Here is a 15234-nt window from a genome sequence, read left to right on the forward strand (position 1 = left end):
ACATGATGGGGGCGGGTTTTGACTAGGGTGGGGCATTAGTCTGAATCCAGTCAGTCGAACGTTGTCTGGATATGTCGAATTGCCCGTAATCGACACATTTGTGCCCGTTATCGACACGCTTGTGCCCGTTATCGACAAAATTTCGCCCGTAAAATCCATGCCACCTGGCATGCGATCCACCTCTTTGTGCCCGTAAACCCTGTTCAACCCTGATCTGCTTTTAACATCCATTAAACCCGGTACAATCAATCTTTTTAACATCTATCCCATTCCCCAATTCACAGAAAAAAAAACCGCCCCAGTCTCCCGGGGCAGTCGCATTTGAACATTATTCTGCGAGCGGAACGACCGCATAATCAATCTGCTCGTTCAATTGCTCTGTATACGTCCGTTTTTGCTCATCAGTCCAGTTCAGACGGCTGGCCATGTAGCTGATTACCGGTTCTTTATAGCTTCTAACCCAATCAATATTGAAATAAACGGCTCCGGTACGGCGAACGAAGAAGTCAGCCGGTGTTGCTGCAAGTTCTTCCGTGATTGCGTATTCCGCAGCAGCAAGAACGTAAGCCGGAATGTTTAGGCGTGCTGCCTCGTCCTTCACACTGTCCAGGATTTCAAGCACCTGGTCCACGTTTGAACCGTAGCGCTGGGCAAGCCGCTCTGCTTGCTGTTCAGTTAATCCATGCTTTTGTCCTGCTTCTGTTTTGACTTTCTTAAATTGCTGGAAGCTGGATGCGCCGCCTACATGGCCTCCAGATACAGGCATATTTTTCGTTTTGCATTTGCCGAAATCTTTTCCGGTTTCGTTATTCAAGCGTTCTGCTACAAGGTTCACAATATGCTCCGCCATTTTCCGGTAGCCAGTCAGCTTCCCGCCTGCGATGGTAATCAGGCCGGAATTGGAAGTCCAAACCTCGTCTTTCCTGGAGATTTCGGATGGATCTTTTCCTTCTTCATGAATAAGCGGGCGTAATCCTGCCCAGCTGGATTCAACATCTTCCACTTTAATTTCCAGACTCGGGAACATGTAGTTGATGGCGTCCACCACGTATTTGCGGTCTGCCTCTGTCATTCTCGGCTTCGCAATGTCGCTTTTATAGACGGTGTCCGTCGTTCCTACGTAAGTTTTGCCTTCGCGCGGAATTGCAAACACCATCCGTTTATCCGGTGTGTCAAAATAGACAGCCTGCTTCAATGGGAACCGGGATTGATCGAATACCAGGTGAATTCCTTTAGTAAGCTGAAGGTGCTTGCCCTCTTTGGAATGATCTTTTTCTCTCAGACCGTCTACCCAAGGACCAGTCGCATTGACGATTTTTTTGGCGTGGACGTCATACGTTTTGCCTGTTAGCACGTCCAAAATTTTCACGCCGATCACTTTGCCTTTTTCATATAGGAGGCTATCGACCTTCGCATAGTTAACCGGCTCTGCTCCGAATCGAACGGCTTCTTTCATGACTTCGATCGTTAAACGGGCGTCATCTGTTTTGTATTCTACATAGCGGCCTCCGCCAAGCAGATCCTGCTTTTTGACAAGCGGTTCTCTTTCCAGTACTTCATCCGCTGTCAGCATTGTGCGCCATTCGCTTTTCTTAACGCCTGCCAGGAAATCATAAACACGAAGTCCAATGCCTGTTGAAAATTTTCCGAAGGTACCGCCTTTATGCATTGGAAGGAGCATCCATTCAGGTGTTGTTACGTGCGGTCCGTTTTCATAAACAATCGCGCGCTCTTTCCCAACCTCCGCCACCATTTTCACTTCAAATTGCTTTAAGTATCTTAAACCGCCGTGCACAAGCTTAGTCGAACGGCTTGATGTACCTGCAGCGAAATCCTGCATTTCCGCGAGGCCAATCTTCATTCCTCTGGATGCCGCATCAAGTGCAATGCCGGCACCTGTAATGCCTCCGCCGATCACGAACAGGTCGTATTGCTCCGTTGTCATTTTTTCAAGCTGCTTTTCTCTATCTAAACTAGAAAAACTCATCATGTTAGCCTCCCTGTATTTTTTGGCAGAAGATGAAGGCGCAAAAAAAGAGACCGCAACGAACCAAAACAATGTCTCCACTGTTTTAGCGCTGCGGTCTCTCCTTATCTCCAACCGTACTGTCATTAACTTGAGTTTATTATAGCACAGGTTTGAATTATTTGAAAGCCCTGGCAGCGTTTACTGCTTTTTTCCAGCCCTCGTATAATTCTTCCCTATCTTTCTCTTCCATATCCGGCTCAAATGTGTGATCAATTGCCCATTTATCGGAAATCTCGGATTGATCCTTCCAGAAGCCTACAGCAAGTCCCGCCAGATAGGCAGATCCAAGCGCCGTCGTTTCATTGATTTCCGGACGTTCCACCGGCACGCCGAGTATGTTGCTCTGGAATTCCATAAGGAAGTTGTTTTTAACAGCTCCCCCATCGACCCTTAACGTTTTAAGAGTGATCCCGGAATCCGCTTCCATCGCATCCAGAACATCACGCGACTGGTAGGCAAGGGATTCGAGGGTTGCGCGCACGAAATGTTCTTTTGACGTTCCGCGTGTCAGCCCGAAAACCGCTCCTCTCACATCGCTGTCCCAGTATGGCGTTCCGAGTCCTACGAAAGCTGGTACAACATAAACACCATCTGTCGATTCAACTCGTGATGCATAGGATTCGCTGTCTCTCGCATCTTTGAACATGCGCAATCCGTCCCGCAGCCATTGGATAGCAGATCCCGCAACAAAGATACTTCCTTCGAGAGCGTATTCTACTTTTCCATTTACCCCCCATGCAAGGGTTGTAAGCAGGCCATGTTCAGATTTTATCGCTTCCTCGCCAGTATTCATCAGCATAAAGCAGCCAGTACCATAGGTATTTTTGGCCATCCCTTTTTCAAAGCATGCCTGTCCGAACAAGGCGGCCTGCTGATCTCCGGCTGCGCCGGCAATCGGAATTTTATTTCCGAAGAAGTGATAATCAACTGTTTCACCATAAACTTCAGAGGATGGTCGTACCTCCGGAAGCATGGATTTTGGCACACCGAGAATCTCCAGCAGCTCATCGTCCCATTTCAAATCGTAAATGTTGTACATAAGGGTTCTTGATGCATTGGAATAATCGGTTACATGCGCCTGTCCGCCGGAAAGCTTCCAGATCAGCCATGTATCAATGGTTCCGAAAAGCAGATCGCCTTTTTCCGCTTTTTCGCGGGCACCCTCTACATTGTCCAATATCCACTTCACTTTTGTTCCGGAAAAATACGCGTCGATCAGGAGTCCGGTTTTGTCACGGAATTTATCGTTCAAATCCTGAGCCTTTAATTCTTCGCATATCGGCACCGTCTGGCGGGATTGCCAGACAATGGCGTTGTAAACAGGCTGTCCTGTATTTTTATCCCATACTACAGTTGTTTCCCGCTGATTCGTTATTCCGATTCCGGCAATCTGTTCTGCCGTAATGTTTGATTCGGATAAAGCAGATGCGATAACCGCAAGAACTGTGCCCCAAATTTCATTGGCATTATGCTCCACCCAGCCCGGCTTCGGAAAGTGCTGGGTAAATTCCTTTTGTGCTGTGTGGACAATCTCTGCATCCTTGTTAAAAAGAATGGCCCTCGAGCTCGTAGTCCCCTGATCAAGAGATAAAATGTATTTTTCCATCTTCGTTTCCTCCCTTTGGCATTTTTAAGCGGTTTGTCTTACCGTACTTTTCCCCCGTTTTGTCATGGCATAAGTTATTGCAAGAAGTCCAGCCAGGATAACGGTTACAATCCAGAATGATGAATTCATAATTCCCTTAAATGCGAAGTTGTAAAACACGGCCCCAAAAGCTCCTCCTGCAAGAGGTCCTATAACCGGCACCCATGCATAACGCCAATTGGAATCGCCTTTCCCAGGAATCGGCAGGACAAAATGCGCAATTCGCGGGCCAAGATCCCGTGCGGGGTTGATCGCGTATCCAGTGGTCCCCCCCAATGATAAACCAATTGCAACAATGAGAAAACCGACAACCAGAGGATTTAATCCGTCTGTAAACTTATTCGCTCCGATTGAAAGGATTCCAAGAACCAATATGAAGGTTCCAAGTGCCTCACTAATGAAATTAGCAAAAACATTTGGTATGGCCGGTCCTGTTGAAAATACGCCAAGCTTTGTTCCCGGGTCTTTCGTTTCTTGCCAATGCGGCAGGTAATGAAAATAAATAAGAGAAGCCCCAATAAATGCCCCAATCATTTGTGCCAGGATGTAAGAAGGTACAAGATTCCAGGCGAAGTCCCCTGTTAAGGCAAGACCGATGGTGAGCGCAGGATTTAAATGAGCCCCGCTGATTCCGCCTACTGCGTAAGCTGCCATTGCGACTCCCAACCCCCAGCCCATCGTGATAACGATCCAGCCCGAGTTTTCAGCGAATGACCCTTTTAAATTGACTCCTGCACACACACCTGCGCCGAACACGATTAATATCATTGTTCCTATTAGTTCACCCAAAAAAGCAGACATCTAAATCCCCCCATGGTGTAAGTCTTAGTCAATTGGTGAGGAGAGCGTTTACAGATAAACGATTAAATTTAAGCAAAAAAATCCACAACTCTCCCCTTACAAAAGTAAAGAACAGTTGTGGATCTCCTCGTCTCCGTCACATAAATTAACTTGTCCATAATATTAAAACTTATTGTAAGCGTTGTCAAGCGATTGGAGTAATTTTTTGTCGAACTATTGGACCAACTTTTGATAAATTGAAATCTATCACATAACGCGCACCGAGACTTGCATTTATTCCGGGTGGATATGCTCGATACCATGTAACTGCAGTAATTGGCGCCGTTAGATTATTTCACCTTCAAATAGTTGTTGTTGCATTTCGAAGGTGAAATATGGTGACTTTGTCTGCACCTTTACGATCAGGTCCAGGTTTCAACCTAAGTTTTTCTCCATTTCTTTCCACAGTGCCGTCTCTGAACTTGTTACAGCTGCAGCACCTGCTTTAAGAGCAGCTTGCACCTCTTGCTCGGTCTTGACAAAGCCTCCTGCAAGAATTGGTATATCGGTTTCTTTCCGGATTTCTTCTATCAAATTCGGGACAACACCCGGCAGTACCTCAATAAAATCCGGCCTCATCCGTTGAATGAGCTCCAAGCTTTTCGCAAGTGCGCTCGTATCCAGCAGGAACAGGCGCTGAATCGCAATCAGGCCGCGCTGCTTCGCTTTTGAAATAACGTTCGATCTTGTCGAAATCAATCCTGCCGGCTTAATTTCCTGGGAGATAAATTCTGCTGCATACTCGTCATGCTTCAGGCCCTGAATCAAATCAACATGAATCAAAAGCTTCTTCTCTGCTTGATCAGAAGCCTTCACAATCCCTTTCAGCTGACCCAGATGAGTATCAAGCAGAACCCCGTATTGATACTTGCTTCCTAAAAACTGATCAAATTGCTTCATATTCCGTATCGCAGGCAATAACGTCTGCCCTTCAAATCCCATTTCCCGCACACTCCTGCCAGCTTATCTTTTTCTAAGTATCCTCTAGTATGTATTTTTTTATTTTAGCATATGCCGGTGGAATACAGGAAAAAAGTCCGCTGCAGCGGACTTTTTGCATTATCTATTTTTATACTGCAATGAATACAAATCACGTCTTCGATCCTTAAGCTGGCGCACTGTTCCGGATTGGCGCTGCCTTCTTAAAATTTCTAAATCAACATCCCCGATTACGACCATTTCAATATTCGGATTGCACTCTCCGACAATCCCATCTCTGGCATATTCAAAGTCAGATGGGGCAAAAATCGCAGATTGAGCATATTGAATGTCCATGTTTTCAGTTTGCGGAAGGTTTCCTACCGTTCCTGAAATGACAGTGTATACCTGATTTTCAACTGCACGTGCCTGTGCACAGTAGCGCACTCTCAGATAGCCTTGGCGGTCCTCTGTACAGAACGGAGTAAAAATAATTTTAGCCCCCATATCTGTTGCGATTCTTGCGAGCTCAGGGAACTCAATATCATAACAAATTTGAATGGCTATTTTTCCGCAGTCTGTATCAAATACTTTCACCTGATCTCCGGCACTAATTCCCCACCACTTGCGTTCATTCGGCGTGATGTGAATCTTGTACTGCTTTTCAATCGTTCCATCGCGCCTGAACAGGTACGCGATATTATAAATATCACCATCATCCTCTTCAACCACGTGGGAGCCCCCGATAATATTAATGTTGTACTTCACCGCAAGGTCTGTAAAAAGTGAAATGTAATCCTCCGTGAACTCTGTCAGCCTTCTGATTGCCTGGCTTGGCGTTTTATCATGGCCAAACGACATAAGCTGTGTTGTGAAAAGCTCAGGGAAGACGGCAAAATCAGCATCCGCATCTGAGGCCACATCCACGTAATACTCGGACTGTTTCGCAAACTCATCAAAGGACTCAATTTGCTTCATCATGTATTGCACAACACAGATCCGGACAGGGAATGACGTTTTATAATACCGTTTAGTGTTCGGCTGATAATCTACATTGTTCCATTCCATCAATGTTGCATATTGGTTCGATGCTTGATCATCCGGCAAGTAGCTAGGATTGATCCTCATTAGAGTGAACCCATTCATTAGCTGGAATGAAAGCACCGGGTCATAGATGCGGTGGTGAATAACCTCTTCCACATATTCCCGCGGCGTCAGCTCGCCTGCATGTTTATGAAAATTGGGGATACGGCCCCCAATAATGATGCTTTTTAAATTTTGAAGACGGGCAAATTCCTTGCGGGCTTCATAAAGCCTGTAGCCGATACTCATCCTTCTGAATTCCGGATCAACCATGACTTCAATTCCATATAAGTTATAGCCATCAGGATTATGATTGGTGATGTACCCATTGTCTGTAATGTCATCCCAAGTATGGCGGTCATCGTATTCATCAAAGTTTACAAGCAGACTGGAGCACGAACCAATAATCTGTCCTTCAAATTCTGCACAAAACTGGCCTTCCGGGAAATGTTCTAGATGGCTTTCAAGATGCTCCCGTTTCCACGGGTCCATCCCTGGAAAGCATTTTCGCTGCATGCTAATGATTTCATCAATGTCTTTATGCTGTATATTGCGGATAATCATTTTCTTTTCGAATTTAGATAAGTCCAATTTTTCGGTCATGACGACATCTCCTTTACCATTAGAATCATTTACCCGCTATCAGCGCCTTTTTAAACGTTCTTTATGCTTTCCAGGTTTCCAACAAGCAGCTTGAACTCCAGTTCTGCCATCGATTCAAGACGGTGATCCATTTCTCCAAACTCAAGTCCGCCTGTAATTTTATTCGGAACAATCACACAGGCCATTCCCGCCCGTTTTGCAGCAGCCGACCCATGGACAGAATCCTCAAAAGCAATGCACTCCTCCGGTTTGACGCCGAGGCATTCAGCTGCTTTTAAATACAGATCTGGATTAGGCTTTACTTCTTCAACATCATCACTCGTCCTGATGCACTCAAAATACTCGAATAAGCCGATATTTTTCAAATGAGTGCTGACCCATTTGTAATTGGAACTGGATGCCAGTCCGATTTTATAGCCTAGTTCCTTCGCTGCTGCCAGGTATTCCTCCACACCCGGTCTTGCGAGCTCTTTACTGATTCGTTCATTGAAGCGGTTCTCTCTGTCTTGCTGGAGTGCGCTGTGGTCAACGCTTTTTTTCAGCTGTTCTTCCAAATATGTAAATGGCTTAAATCCGGATTGAGTGCCGACCCCTTGTACCCAAAGTTCAAGCGGAAGACTGGATCCCTGCTCCTTAAACATCTCTTGGAGCACCTCGTAGTGAAGGGTTTCCGTATCCAAAATTAAACCGTCAAAATCAAACACAATCGCTTTATACAAAAAAATCAGCTCCTTTCCCTATATTATGAACCGTTTCACAAAAAAAAGAAAAGGATAACCGGGAGACCCGGCTACCCAATTCCTTTTGTTACTTATGCTGATTATCCTGGTTTGAGATGTTTGAAAGGGCGCTTCCTGCTGACTCATTTGAAAGCTGATTGACGGAAAGATCACCTAGGGCAACCATACCGACAAGATTGTTATTTTCAACAATCGGCAAACGGCGGATTTGATTCTGAGCCATTAGCTGGGATGCTTCCTCATAGCTCATGTCAGAACGGCCGGAAACTACTTGAGATGTCATTACATCTGACACCTTCGTATTGGAGTCTCTGCCTTCAGCTGTTGTTCGAAGCGTAATATCACGATCTGTAATAATCCCCTTCATTTGGCCATTCTCCACAACCGGAATAGATCCCACATTGTGCTGGCTCATCAATTGAGCTGCCTCTTGAATGGACTGGCTGGATGTTACGCTTGCTACGTTTTTTGACATAATGCTGCTAACTTTATTCATGATTACCCTCCCCTTTCGCTAATTAGTATGAGCATTTTCAACGCTAAGATTGTGTAGTAAAAAATCTCAATTAGCTAAAGGATTTTATAAAAAAACGGCGAACGCATTATACGTCCGCCGTTCTTTTAGAATTTATATACCCTTGCTTCCCAAGGTCTCATTGTAAAACCTTCGTAAGTTCCTTCATGCTGTCCTTCATAATTCGCAACAAGCAGCTCCGGTTCTTTAAGTTCAAAACCTTCAGGAAGTCGAAACTCTGGATTATTTCCCGAGAAATTTGCTGCAACAAGCAGTTTTTCCCCATTGTATTCTCGAATAAAGGCGAAAATCTCCGGGTCCTCCTCCAAAATCAGCTCATAGGAACCGTACACAATAATTTCATGGTTCTTCCTTAACTTGATCAGGTTTTTATAGTAGTGGAAAATGGACGCGGAATCCTCCAATGCTGCCTTGGCATTGATTTCCTTATAATTTGGATTAACCTCTATCCACGGTGTTCCTTCTGTAAATCCTCCATTTTTAGAATCATCCCATTGTATAGGCGTTCGAGCGTTATCACGGCCTTTTATATAAATGGAATTCATGACTTCTGCGGGATCCTCTTTATTCTCAATGACACGTTCTTTATACATATTATGTGTTTCAATGTCTTTATACTGCTGGATGGAATCAAAACGAACATTGGTCATACCGAATTCTTCACCCTGATAAATATAAGGAGTTCCTTGCATCATGTGCAAACAGGTAGCAAGCATTTTCGCGGACTCCACCCGGTAGCTGCGGTCGTCTCCAAAACGGGAAACAATTCTCGGCTGATCGTGATTGTTCCAGTATAAACTGTTCCAGCCCTTGCCCTGCATCCCTTTTTGCCAGCGCGATAATGAATGCTTTAAATCCCTTAGATCCAGAGGCTTCACATGCCATTTGCTTTTTCCTGGCTCCGTATCAAGATCCATATGTTCAAACTGGAATACCATGTTTAATTCGTTCCGCTCAGCATCTGTATAAAGAATGCCTTCGTCAGGGGAAACACCAGGCATTTCTCCGACCGTCATTACATCATAGTGAGAGAGAACTTCCTTGTTCATTTCCTTTAGAAATTCATGAATGCGCGGACCATTCATAAAATGCTGCCCGCCCGGTGCGAATGGCTTCCCTTCCGGATTGTCCGCATCAGGCAGACCCTCTTCCTTCGAAATAAAATTGATGACATCCATCCGGAATCCATCAATCCCTTTATCAAGCCAAAACTTCATCATCTCATAAATTTCATTGCGGAGATTCGGGTTCTCCCAATTCAAGTCCGGCTGCTTTTTTGAAAACAGATGAAGAAAATATTCATCTGTCGCTTCATCATACTTCCATGCTGAGCCGCTAAATACCGATTCCCAATTGTTCGGTTCCTTGCCGTCTTTTCCGGGACGCCATATGTAGTAGTCCCGATATGGATTGTCTTTCGATTGACGGGATTCCGCAAACCAGGCATGCTCATCCGAAGAGTGGTTAACAACCAGATCCATTACAAGCTTTATCCCTCGATCATGCATTTCCTTCAGCATCTCATCCCAGTCATCCATCGTACCGAATTCGTCCATGATCCTGCGGTAATCACTGATATCATAGCCATTATCATCATTCGGCGACTGATAAACTGGAGAAAGCCATACTACATCCACACCCAGTTCCTTCAAATAATCAAGCTTGGAAATGATGCCTTTGATATCGCCGATTCCATCTCCATTGCTATCCATAAAACTGCGCGGATAAATTTGATAAACAACGGCTTCTTTCCACCAATTTTTCTCCATAACTCCCAACTCCTAAGTCAGATTTTTCACTGAATTTCTCTCTGTAATCCTGTAAGCCATAAACCTGCTCTCCGGCTGATTTCCATCTATCATCTTCATAAGCATACGAACCGCATCCGTACCCATCTCCTGAATAGGCTGGTGTACTGTCGTCAGGGGAGGAATGGACATCGTCGCTATGTCCGTATCATCGTAGCCGATAACCGATAAATCATCCGGCACTTTCATTCCCTTTTCATAGCAGAAAGATAAAATGCCCAGCGCCATTTCATCACTAGCTGCAAATACAGCGGTTAGCTCCGGATTACTCCGATAAAGCCGTTCCATTGCTTCATACCCGCTTCTAAAACCAAAATCACCATATTCAATGAGCTCTTCCTCAAAAGGAATACCATTCTCACTAAACGCTTTTTTCAAGCCCTTAATCCTTGGGATCCCGGAAATCGGGTCATGCTTCGTTCCGCTGATCATCCCAATCCTTTGGTGGCCATTTTCTATTAAGAATTGGACAGCTGAATAGGATGCCGCTTCGTCATCTACTTTTATAAAAGGGATAGAAGGCACATGGGATGTTGTAGCGATAACAGCCGCGGGAATACCAAATCCCTGCAGCGTTTCGGCATATTCATCCGTTAATAATTCACTGGCGAATAAAATGCCTTCCACTTGTTTCTCCCTTAAGAGCTCCAAGTAATCCTGCGTTCTTTTTCCGTTCGAATCGGTATTGCAGACTACTACGCTATAGCGCCGATTATGGGCCTCATCCTCAATCCCCTGAAGCAGCTTGGCTGCAAAATGGCTAGACAGCTGCGGCAGCAAAACGCCGATTGTACTCGTCTTTCTGCTAACTAAATTCCTTGCCACTGCGTTTGGCTTATAGCCGAGATCTTCTATAACCTTCATCACCTTTTTCCTTGTTTCAGGTGAATAGCCGGGTAACCCATTCACAATTCTGGAAACAGTTGCAACAGATACCCCTGAATCCCTGGCTACATCTTTGATCGTTGGTCTCAAATTAAAGCACTTCCTTTTTGGCACGTAAACGTTTACGTCATATTTTCATTGTAGTTCACTTGTGAAAACGTTGTCAACATTCAAGAAGAATCTGTGTTTACAATCTTCTTATCCCTGTACTATAATTTTCTTGTCTAATACTGTTGGTGAGGAGACCTCTATGCCTGAAAATAAATCATTAGAAAATTGGCTTTTATTTGCTTGGATCGCTTCATTCGTATCCACTCTTGGCAGTCTGTACTTCTCTGAAATCGTCGGTTTTGTTCCATGCGATCTATGCTGGTATCAGAGAATTCTCATGTATCCCCAAGTCATTATACTTGGAATCGCTATAGCGAAGAAAGACTATAGCGTCGCTCTATATAGCCTGATTCTCTCAAGCATCGGCGCACTTATTTCCATCTATCATTACAGCCTGCAGAAAATACCCTTTTTGGCAAATCACGCAGGATCCTGCGGAAGAATTCCCTGCACAGGCGAATACATTAACTGGCTCGGTTTCATCACCATTCCATTCCTTGCCTTAATCGGTTTTACAATGATTATCATCTCAAGCATTATGATTCTGAAAATCAGAAAGGCAGGTCGCTAACTTGAAAAAAGTCCTAATTTTCGCCGCTATTTTTATTGTTCTATTCGGGGCATTAGCCTTTTTCACAAACTATCAAAAACAGGAAACTGCTAAAAACAATCCATACGGAAAGACCACATTGGATCCATCCACCGAAGCCCTGCTGGATGACCCCAACTATCAAAACAACATCCTGCCAGACGAACTCGATAAAAAAATTAAAAGCGGCGACGACTTCATTGTCTACTTCTACGCTTCCGACTGTCCGCACTGCAAGCGTACAACCCCAGTTCTTATGCCGCTTGCTAAAGACATGAACATTAACATTGATCAGTTTAACCTGAAAGAATTCCCAGACTACTGGGACACATACGGCATCACCGGAACGCCAACACTCGTCCACTATAAAGACGGTAAAGAAGCAGCTGCTTCCGAAGGCGAAAAAACAAAAGAAGAGCTGGAAGCGCTATTGAAAGAATGGTCAGCTAAATGAAAACAGCCCGTGCTGAGCGGGCTGTTTTTTGATTTGATTGGAGGAGGTTAGATTGAGGGGGGGAATTTTGTTTTTCGGGGTGTACTTGGGTTTTGGGCAGAACTTGGTTTTCGGGCCGATTTGCTTAGTTTTCAAGCCGTTCCTCCCTTGATATCAGCCGGGTTCCCCCACTTTCCGGCCGTTCCACCGCTCTTTCCAGCCAAACTTATTTTTCCAGCCGACTCGCTCCATTTTCAAGCCGTTCCTCCCTTGATACCAGCCGGGTTCCCCCACTTTCCGGCCGTTCCACCGCTCTTTCCAGCCAAACTTATTTTTCCAGCCGATTCCTCCATCCTTCCTTCCAGCCAAACTCTTCCTCTCCCACTTTCCTCACCAAAGTCCCAATAAAAAAAGCCCCTTCCCCAACCGGAAGAGAGCTTTTCATCATATTAGATAATTATTGGCGGATCTTGTGTAGCAGCTGAAAAGATCCCGCTCGATGCCGGCGGTTAGAAAATCGCTCATGTTCAGTGGGAGATTGTAGCCATAACTCCTGAGTATTTCACGGTTTCGGTCGTACAGTCCCGCATATTTTTGTTTTTCTTCCTCGTCTGCTTGTTTAAGAACGGCGATTAAGGTTTGCAGGCTTGACATAATTTCAAATGCTTCTTTTAACGTGCCATTATAGATAATGGTTTCTTCCGTTGGTTTCAGCACGGACATTTTTTCAAGTTTTACGATAGTTTCATCAGAGAAGTAGATTGGAAACACTTCTTTGTACATTTCTTCAACCAGCTCTTCGATGAATTGTTCCTGTTCATTTGTTGATGCCGATACGATTTTCATATACCCCACCCTTTGAAGCGACTTTTCGTAACATTAGAATATCATAGGACCGAGCGGCAAAAGACAGGTAAGTGTTTCCTCGTTTGCCGTGAGGTGGTTTTGTCCGGTATACTCACTCTAGAAACTGCTAAGATAAGGGGAAAATGGATGAAAAAACGAGGTACATGGCTGGAGTATAAAGTCACTGATCTTGCACCTGTATATGTGAATGAATTCCTGATCCAAACAGCCGGTGCGTCAAAAGGAGTCATTCATCATTACCGGAAAGCAAACGGCTTAAAGGTTAATGGAACAATTCTTAGTGCGGAAAATCCGCTCGTCCATAATGGCGACATTGTCAGCCTTGAGGTTTTTAAGGCTGAGAAAAATGATATCGTTTCAGAATTCATGGAGCTTGATATTTTGTTTGAAGATGATCATATCATTGCTATCAATAAACCGGCAGGCATGAAGACCCACCCGAATTCTCCTGGAGAAACCGGCACACTTGCGAATGCTCTTGCTTTTTACTATATGATGCAGGGAGAGGATGCTGCGGTTCGCCATGTTCATCGGCTTGATGAGGATACGTCAGGGGCGATTTTATTTGCGAAGCATGCACTTGCCCAAGCTATTATGGATAAGGCCCTGCAGGAGCATTTCATTTCCCGCACTTATGTTGCTGCTGTTCAAGGGGTGCCAAGACCTAAGAAAGGAACGATTTCCCAGCCAATCGGCAAGGATCGCCATCACCCTTCTAAAAGAAGGGTATCCACCGGAGGCCAGCCTGCTGTTACCCATTATGAAATGGTGCAAAGCAGTTCTTCCGGAGCCGTATTAAAGGTTCAGCTTGAAACCGGGAGAACCCATCAAATCCGGGTACATCTAAGTTATATCGGGAACCCGATCATTGGAGACAGGCTGTACGGAGATCCTTCTCACTTAATAGAAAGACAAGCACTGCATGCAGCACACATCCGCTTTCACCATCCTATTACAAATGAAAAAATCGATTTAACCGCTCCGTTTCCTGCTGACATGAAACGCTGGGAACCTTAAAAAAACCGCCCTGCTTCAATTGAAGCGGGGCGGTTTTCATACTTTTAAAAATCAAAGTTATCAGGATCTGGACCTACCCGCTTATCTTCATTCAGCGAGTCGATTTTTTCCATGTCCTCTTGAGTCAGTTCAAAATCAAAGATATCTGCATTTCCTTGAATGCGGTGTTCTTTCACGGATTTAGGAATGGTTACGACACCGCTTTGAATATCCCAGCGGAGAATAACGTGTGCCACGGACTTGCCATGTTTTTCAGCAATTTCCTTCAAAACCGGTTCCTCAAATAATTGTCCTTGCATTAGAGGAGACCATGCTTCCACCTGAATGCCATTCTCTTTACAGAATGCCCGGACTTTTTCCTGTGAAAGCTTCGGATGGAACTCAATTTGATTAACCATCGGAACCACTTCAGCATCCTTCATTAAATCTTCCAAATGGTGGACGTTGAAGTTGCTCACGCCGATCGCTTTAATTTTGCCGTCTTTGTATAGCTTCTCCATCGCTTTCCAGGAATCTTTGTATTTCCCTTCAACAGGCCAGTGGATTAAATAGAGATCCAAGTAATCCAGTCCCAATTTTTCCATGCTGTCTTCAAATGCTTTCAATGCAGAATCGTACCCTTGATCTGCATTCCACAATTTTGTTGTAATGAAGAGTTCTTCGCGGGGAACACCGCTGTCTTTGATCACTTGTCCAACGCCTTCTTCATTTTTATACGCCGCTGCAGTATCAATGCTGCGGTATCCTGCTTTAATGGCAGCTTTTACGGAGCTTACCACTTCGTTCCCGTCTTCAACTTTCCAAACACCAAGACCGAACCATGGCATTTTCACTCCATTATGAAGTGTGGTTGTTTCTTGTAAACTTTTAACCATTTAAGTTAGCTCCCTTCCCTTACCAGATTTCGTTTTTAATTATCCTTTATCGAAATAGAAATATCAAAAATGATGCTCGTCGAATATTTAGAAAAATAGATTTATATCTTATTTTTACTTTTCATTTACGTTAGACCCCTTATCTAACAATAGAAGTATCGAAAATATTTCTTTTATTACACAAAAGAGGACTATTGCTCTACGTTGTGTTACACAAGGAACTTGTCTAGACATATCGGTTTATTTTCAATTGGAT

15 protein-coding genes are annotated in these 15234 nt (G+C 44.5%); 3 read left to right on the forward strand and 12 right to left on the reverse strand.

Going from position 1 to position 15234, the window contains the following annotated elements; genetic code table 11:
• Positions 1 to 328: 328 nt before the first annotated feature.
• The 9 genes from AS29_RS08610 to AS29_RS08650 form a co-directional block, all read right to left on the reverse strand.
• A complete protein-coding gene (locus AS29_RS08610; protein ID WP_156505906.1) occupies positions 329 to 1987 on the reverse strand; it encodes an FAD-dependent oxidoreductase in 1659 nt (552 codons plus the stop codon).
• A 157-nt stretch (positions 1988 to 2144) separates the two neighbouring features.
• Positions 2145 to 3635: a glycerol kinase GlpK gene (gene glpK / locus AS29_RS08615; RefSeq protein ID WP_035404920.1), complete on the reverse strand. Its 1491-nt coding sequence runs from the start codon at positions 3633 to 3635 to the stop codon at positions 2145 to 2147.
• Positions 3636 to 3659: 24 nt separating this feature from the next.
• Positions 3660 to 4475 (reverse strand): MIP/aquaporin family protein, encoded by an 816-nt coding sequence (locus AS29_RS08620; protein ID WP_035404921.1) that lies wholly within the window; start codon positions 4473 to 4475, stop codon positions 3660 to 3662.
• Positions 4476 to 4889: 414 nt separating this feature from the next.
• Positions 4890 to 5456 carry a glycerol-3-phosphate responsive antiterminator gene (locus AS29_RS08625; protein WP_035404923.1) on the reverse strand — a complete coding sequence of 189 codons (567 nt, stop codon included), beginning with the start codon at positions 5454 to 5456 and terminating at the stop codon, positions 4890 to 4892.
• A 117-nt stretch (positions 5457 to 5573) separates the two neighbouring features.
• Positions 5574 to 7118, reverse strand: coding sequence for a bifunctional GNAT family N-acetyltransferase/carbon-nitrogen hydrolase family protein (locus AS29_RS08630; RefSeq protein ID WP_035404925.1), 1545 nt, complete (start codon positions 7116 to 7118; stop codon positions 5574 to 5576).
• A 50-nt stretch (positions 7119 to 7168) separates the two neighbouring features.
• Positions 7169 to 7837 (reverse strand): HAD family hydrolase, encoded by a 669-nt coding sequence (locus tag AS29_RS08635; protein WP_035404927.1) that lies wholly within the window; start codon positions 7835 to 7837, stop codon positions 7169 to 7171.
• A gap of 88 nt (positions 7838 to 7925) precedes the next feature.
• Complete coding sequence (locus AS29_RS08640; protein WP_035404928.1) at positions 7926 to 8354, reverse strand: CBS domain-containing protein; 429 nt, start codon at positions 8352 to 8354, stop codon at positions 7926 to 7928.
• Between the two features lie 125 nt (positions 8355 to 8479).
• Entirely contained in the window at positions 8480 to 10162 is a 1683-nt protein-coding gene (locus AS29_RS08645; protein ID WP_035404930.1) for a glycoside hydrolase family 13 protein, read from the reverse strand.
• Between the two features lie 12 nt (positions 10163 to 10174).
• Positions 10175 to 11176 (reverse strand): LacI family DNA-binding transcriptional regulator, encoded by a 1002-nt coding sequence (locus AS29_RS08650; protein WP_035404932.1) that lies wholly within the window; start codon positions 11174 to 11176, stop codon positions 10175 to 10177.
• Between the two features lie 160 nt (positions 11177 to 11336).
• On the opposite strand from AS29_RS08650, the gene AS29_RS08655 reads away from it, so the two are divergent.
• Complete coding sequence (locus AS29_RS08655; protein WP_035404934.1) at positions 11337 to 11768, forward strand: disulfide oxidoreductase; 432 nt, start codon at positions 11337 to 11339, stop codon at positions 11766 to 11768.
• A gap of 1 nt (position 11769) precedes the next feature.
• The gene (locus tag AS29_RS08660; protein WP_035404936.1) at positions 11770 to 12240 is read left to right on the forward strand and encodes a thioredoxin family protein; all 471 of its coding nucleotides are present in this window, start codon (positions 11770 to 11772) and stop codon (positions 12238 to 12240) included.
• Between the two features lie 153 nt (positions 12241 to 12393).
• Here the strand turns inward: AS29_RS08660 and AS29_RS08665 are convergent, their stop codons facing one another.
• Both AS29_RS08665 and AS29_RS08670 read right to left on the reverse strand, forming a co-directional pair.
• Positions 12394 to 12588, reverse strand: coding sequence for a hypothetical protein (locus AS29_RS08665; RefSeq protein WP_035404938.1), 195 nt, complete (start codon positions 12586 to 12588; stop codon positions 12394 to 12396).
• 75 nt (positions 12589 to 12663) lie between these two features.
• Complete coding sequence (locus AS29_RS08670; protein ID WP_035404940.1) at positions 12664 to 13065, reverse strand: DUF5365 family protein; 402 nt, start codon at positions 13063 to 13065, stop codon at positions 12664 to 12666.
• A 147-nt stretch (positions 13066 to 13212) separates the two neighbouring features.
• On the opposite strand from AS29_RS08670, the gene AS29_RS08675 reads away from it, so the two are divergent.
• Complete coding sequence (locus AS29_RS08675; RefSeq protein WP_035404941.1) at positions 13213 to 14103, forward strand: RluA family pseudouridine synthase; 891 nt, start codon at positions 13213 to 13215, stop codon at positions 14101 to 14103.
• A 44-nt stretch (positions 14104 to 14147) separates the two neighbouring features.
• On the opposite strand, the gene AS29_RS08680 is transcribed toward AS29_RS08675, so the two are convergent.
• On the reverse strand, positions 14148 to 14978 hold the full coding sequence (locus AS29_RS08680) for an aldo/keto reductase (RefSeq protein ID WP_035404942.1): 831 nt from the start codon (positions 14976 to 14978) through the stop codon (positions 14148 to 14150).
• Between the last annotated feature and the right edge of the window lie 256 nt (positions 14979 to 15234).

This window comes from Bacillus sp. SJS, from assembly GCF_000732485.2.
Lineage (GTDB): Bacteria > Bacillota > Bacilli > Bacillales > Bacillaceae > Metabacillus_B > Metabacillus_B sediminis.

What these genes read in the sequence shown, in the direction of transcription:
- AS29_RS08670 (WP_035404940.1), bottom strand. Translation starts at nt 13,065, where the DNA reads ATGAAAATCGTATCGGCATCAACAAATGAACAGGAACAATTCATCGAA.
- glpK (WP_035404920.1), bottom strand. Translation starts at nt 3,635, where the DNA reads ATGGAAAAATACATTTTATCTCTTGATCAGGGGACTACGAGCTCGAGG.
- AS29_RS08655 (WP_035404934.1), top strand. Translation starts at nt 11,337, where the DNA reads ATGCCTGAAAATAAATCATTAGAAAATTGGCTTTTATTTGCTTGGATC.
- AS29_RS08620 (WP_035404921.1), bottom strand. Translation starts at nt 4,475, where the DNA reads ATGTCTGCTTTTTTGGGTGAACTAATAGGAACAATGATATTAATCGTG.
- AS29_RS08675 (WP_035404941.1), top strand. Translation starts at nt 13,213, where the DNA reads ATGAAAAAACGAGGTACATGGCTGGAGTATAAAGTCACTGATCTTGCA.
- AS29_RS08630 (WP_035404925.1), bottom strand. Translation starts at nt 7,118, where the DNA reads ATGACCGAAAAATTGGACTTATCTAAATTCGAAAAGAAAATGATTATC.
- AS29_RS08625 (WP_035404923.1), bottom strand. Translation starts at nt 5,456, where the DNA reads ATGGGATTTGAAGGGCAGACGTTATTGCCTGCGATACGGAATATGAAG.
- AS29_RS08680 (WP_035404942.1), bottom strand. Translation starts at nt 14,978, where the DNA reads ATGGTTAAAAGTTTACAAGAAACAACCACACTTCATAATGGAGTGAAA.
- AS29_RS08640 (WP_035404928.1), bottom strand. Translation starts at nt 8,354, where the DNA reads ATGAATAAAGTTAGCAGCATTATGTCAAAAAACGTAGCAAGCGTAACA.
- AS29_RS08610 (WP_156505906.1), bottom strand. Translation starts at nt 1,987, where the DNA reads ATGAGTTTTTCTAGTTTAGATAGAGAAAAGCAGCTTGAAAAAATGACA.
- AS29_RS08645 (WP_035404930.1), bottom strand. Translation starts at nt 10,162, where the DNA reads ATGGAGAAAAATTGGTGGAAAGAAGCCGTTGTTTATCAAATTTATCCG.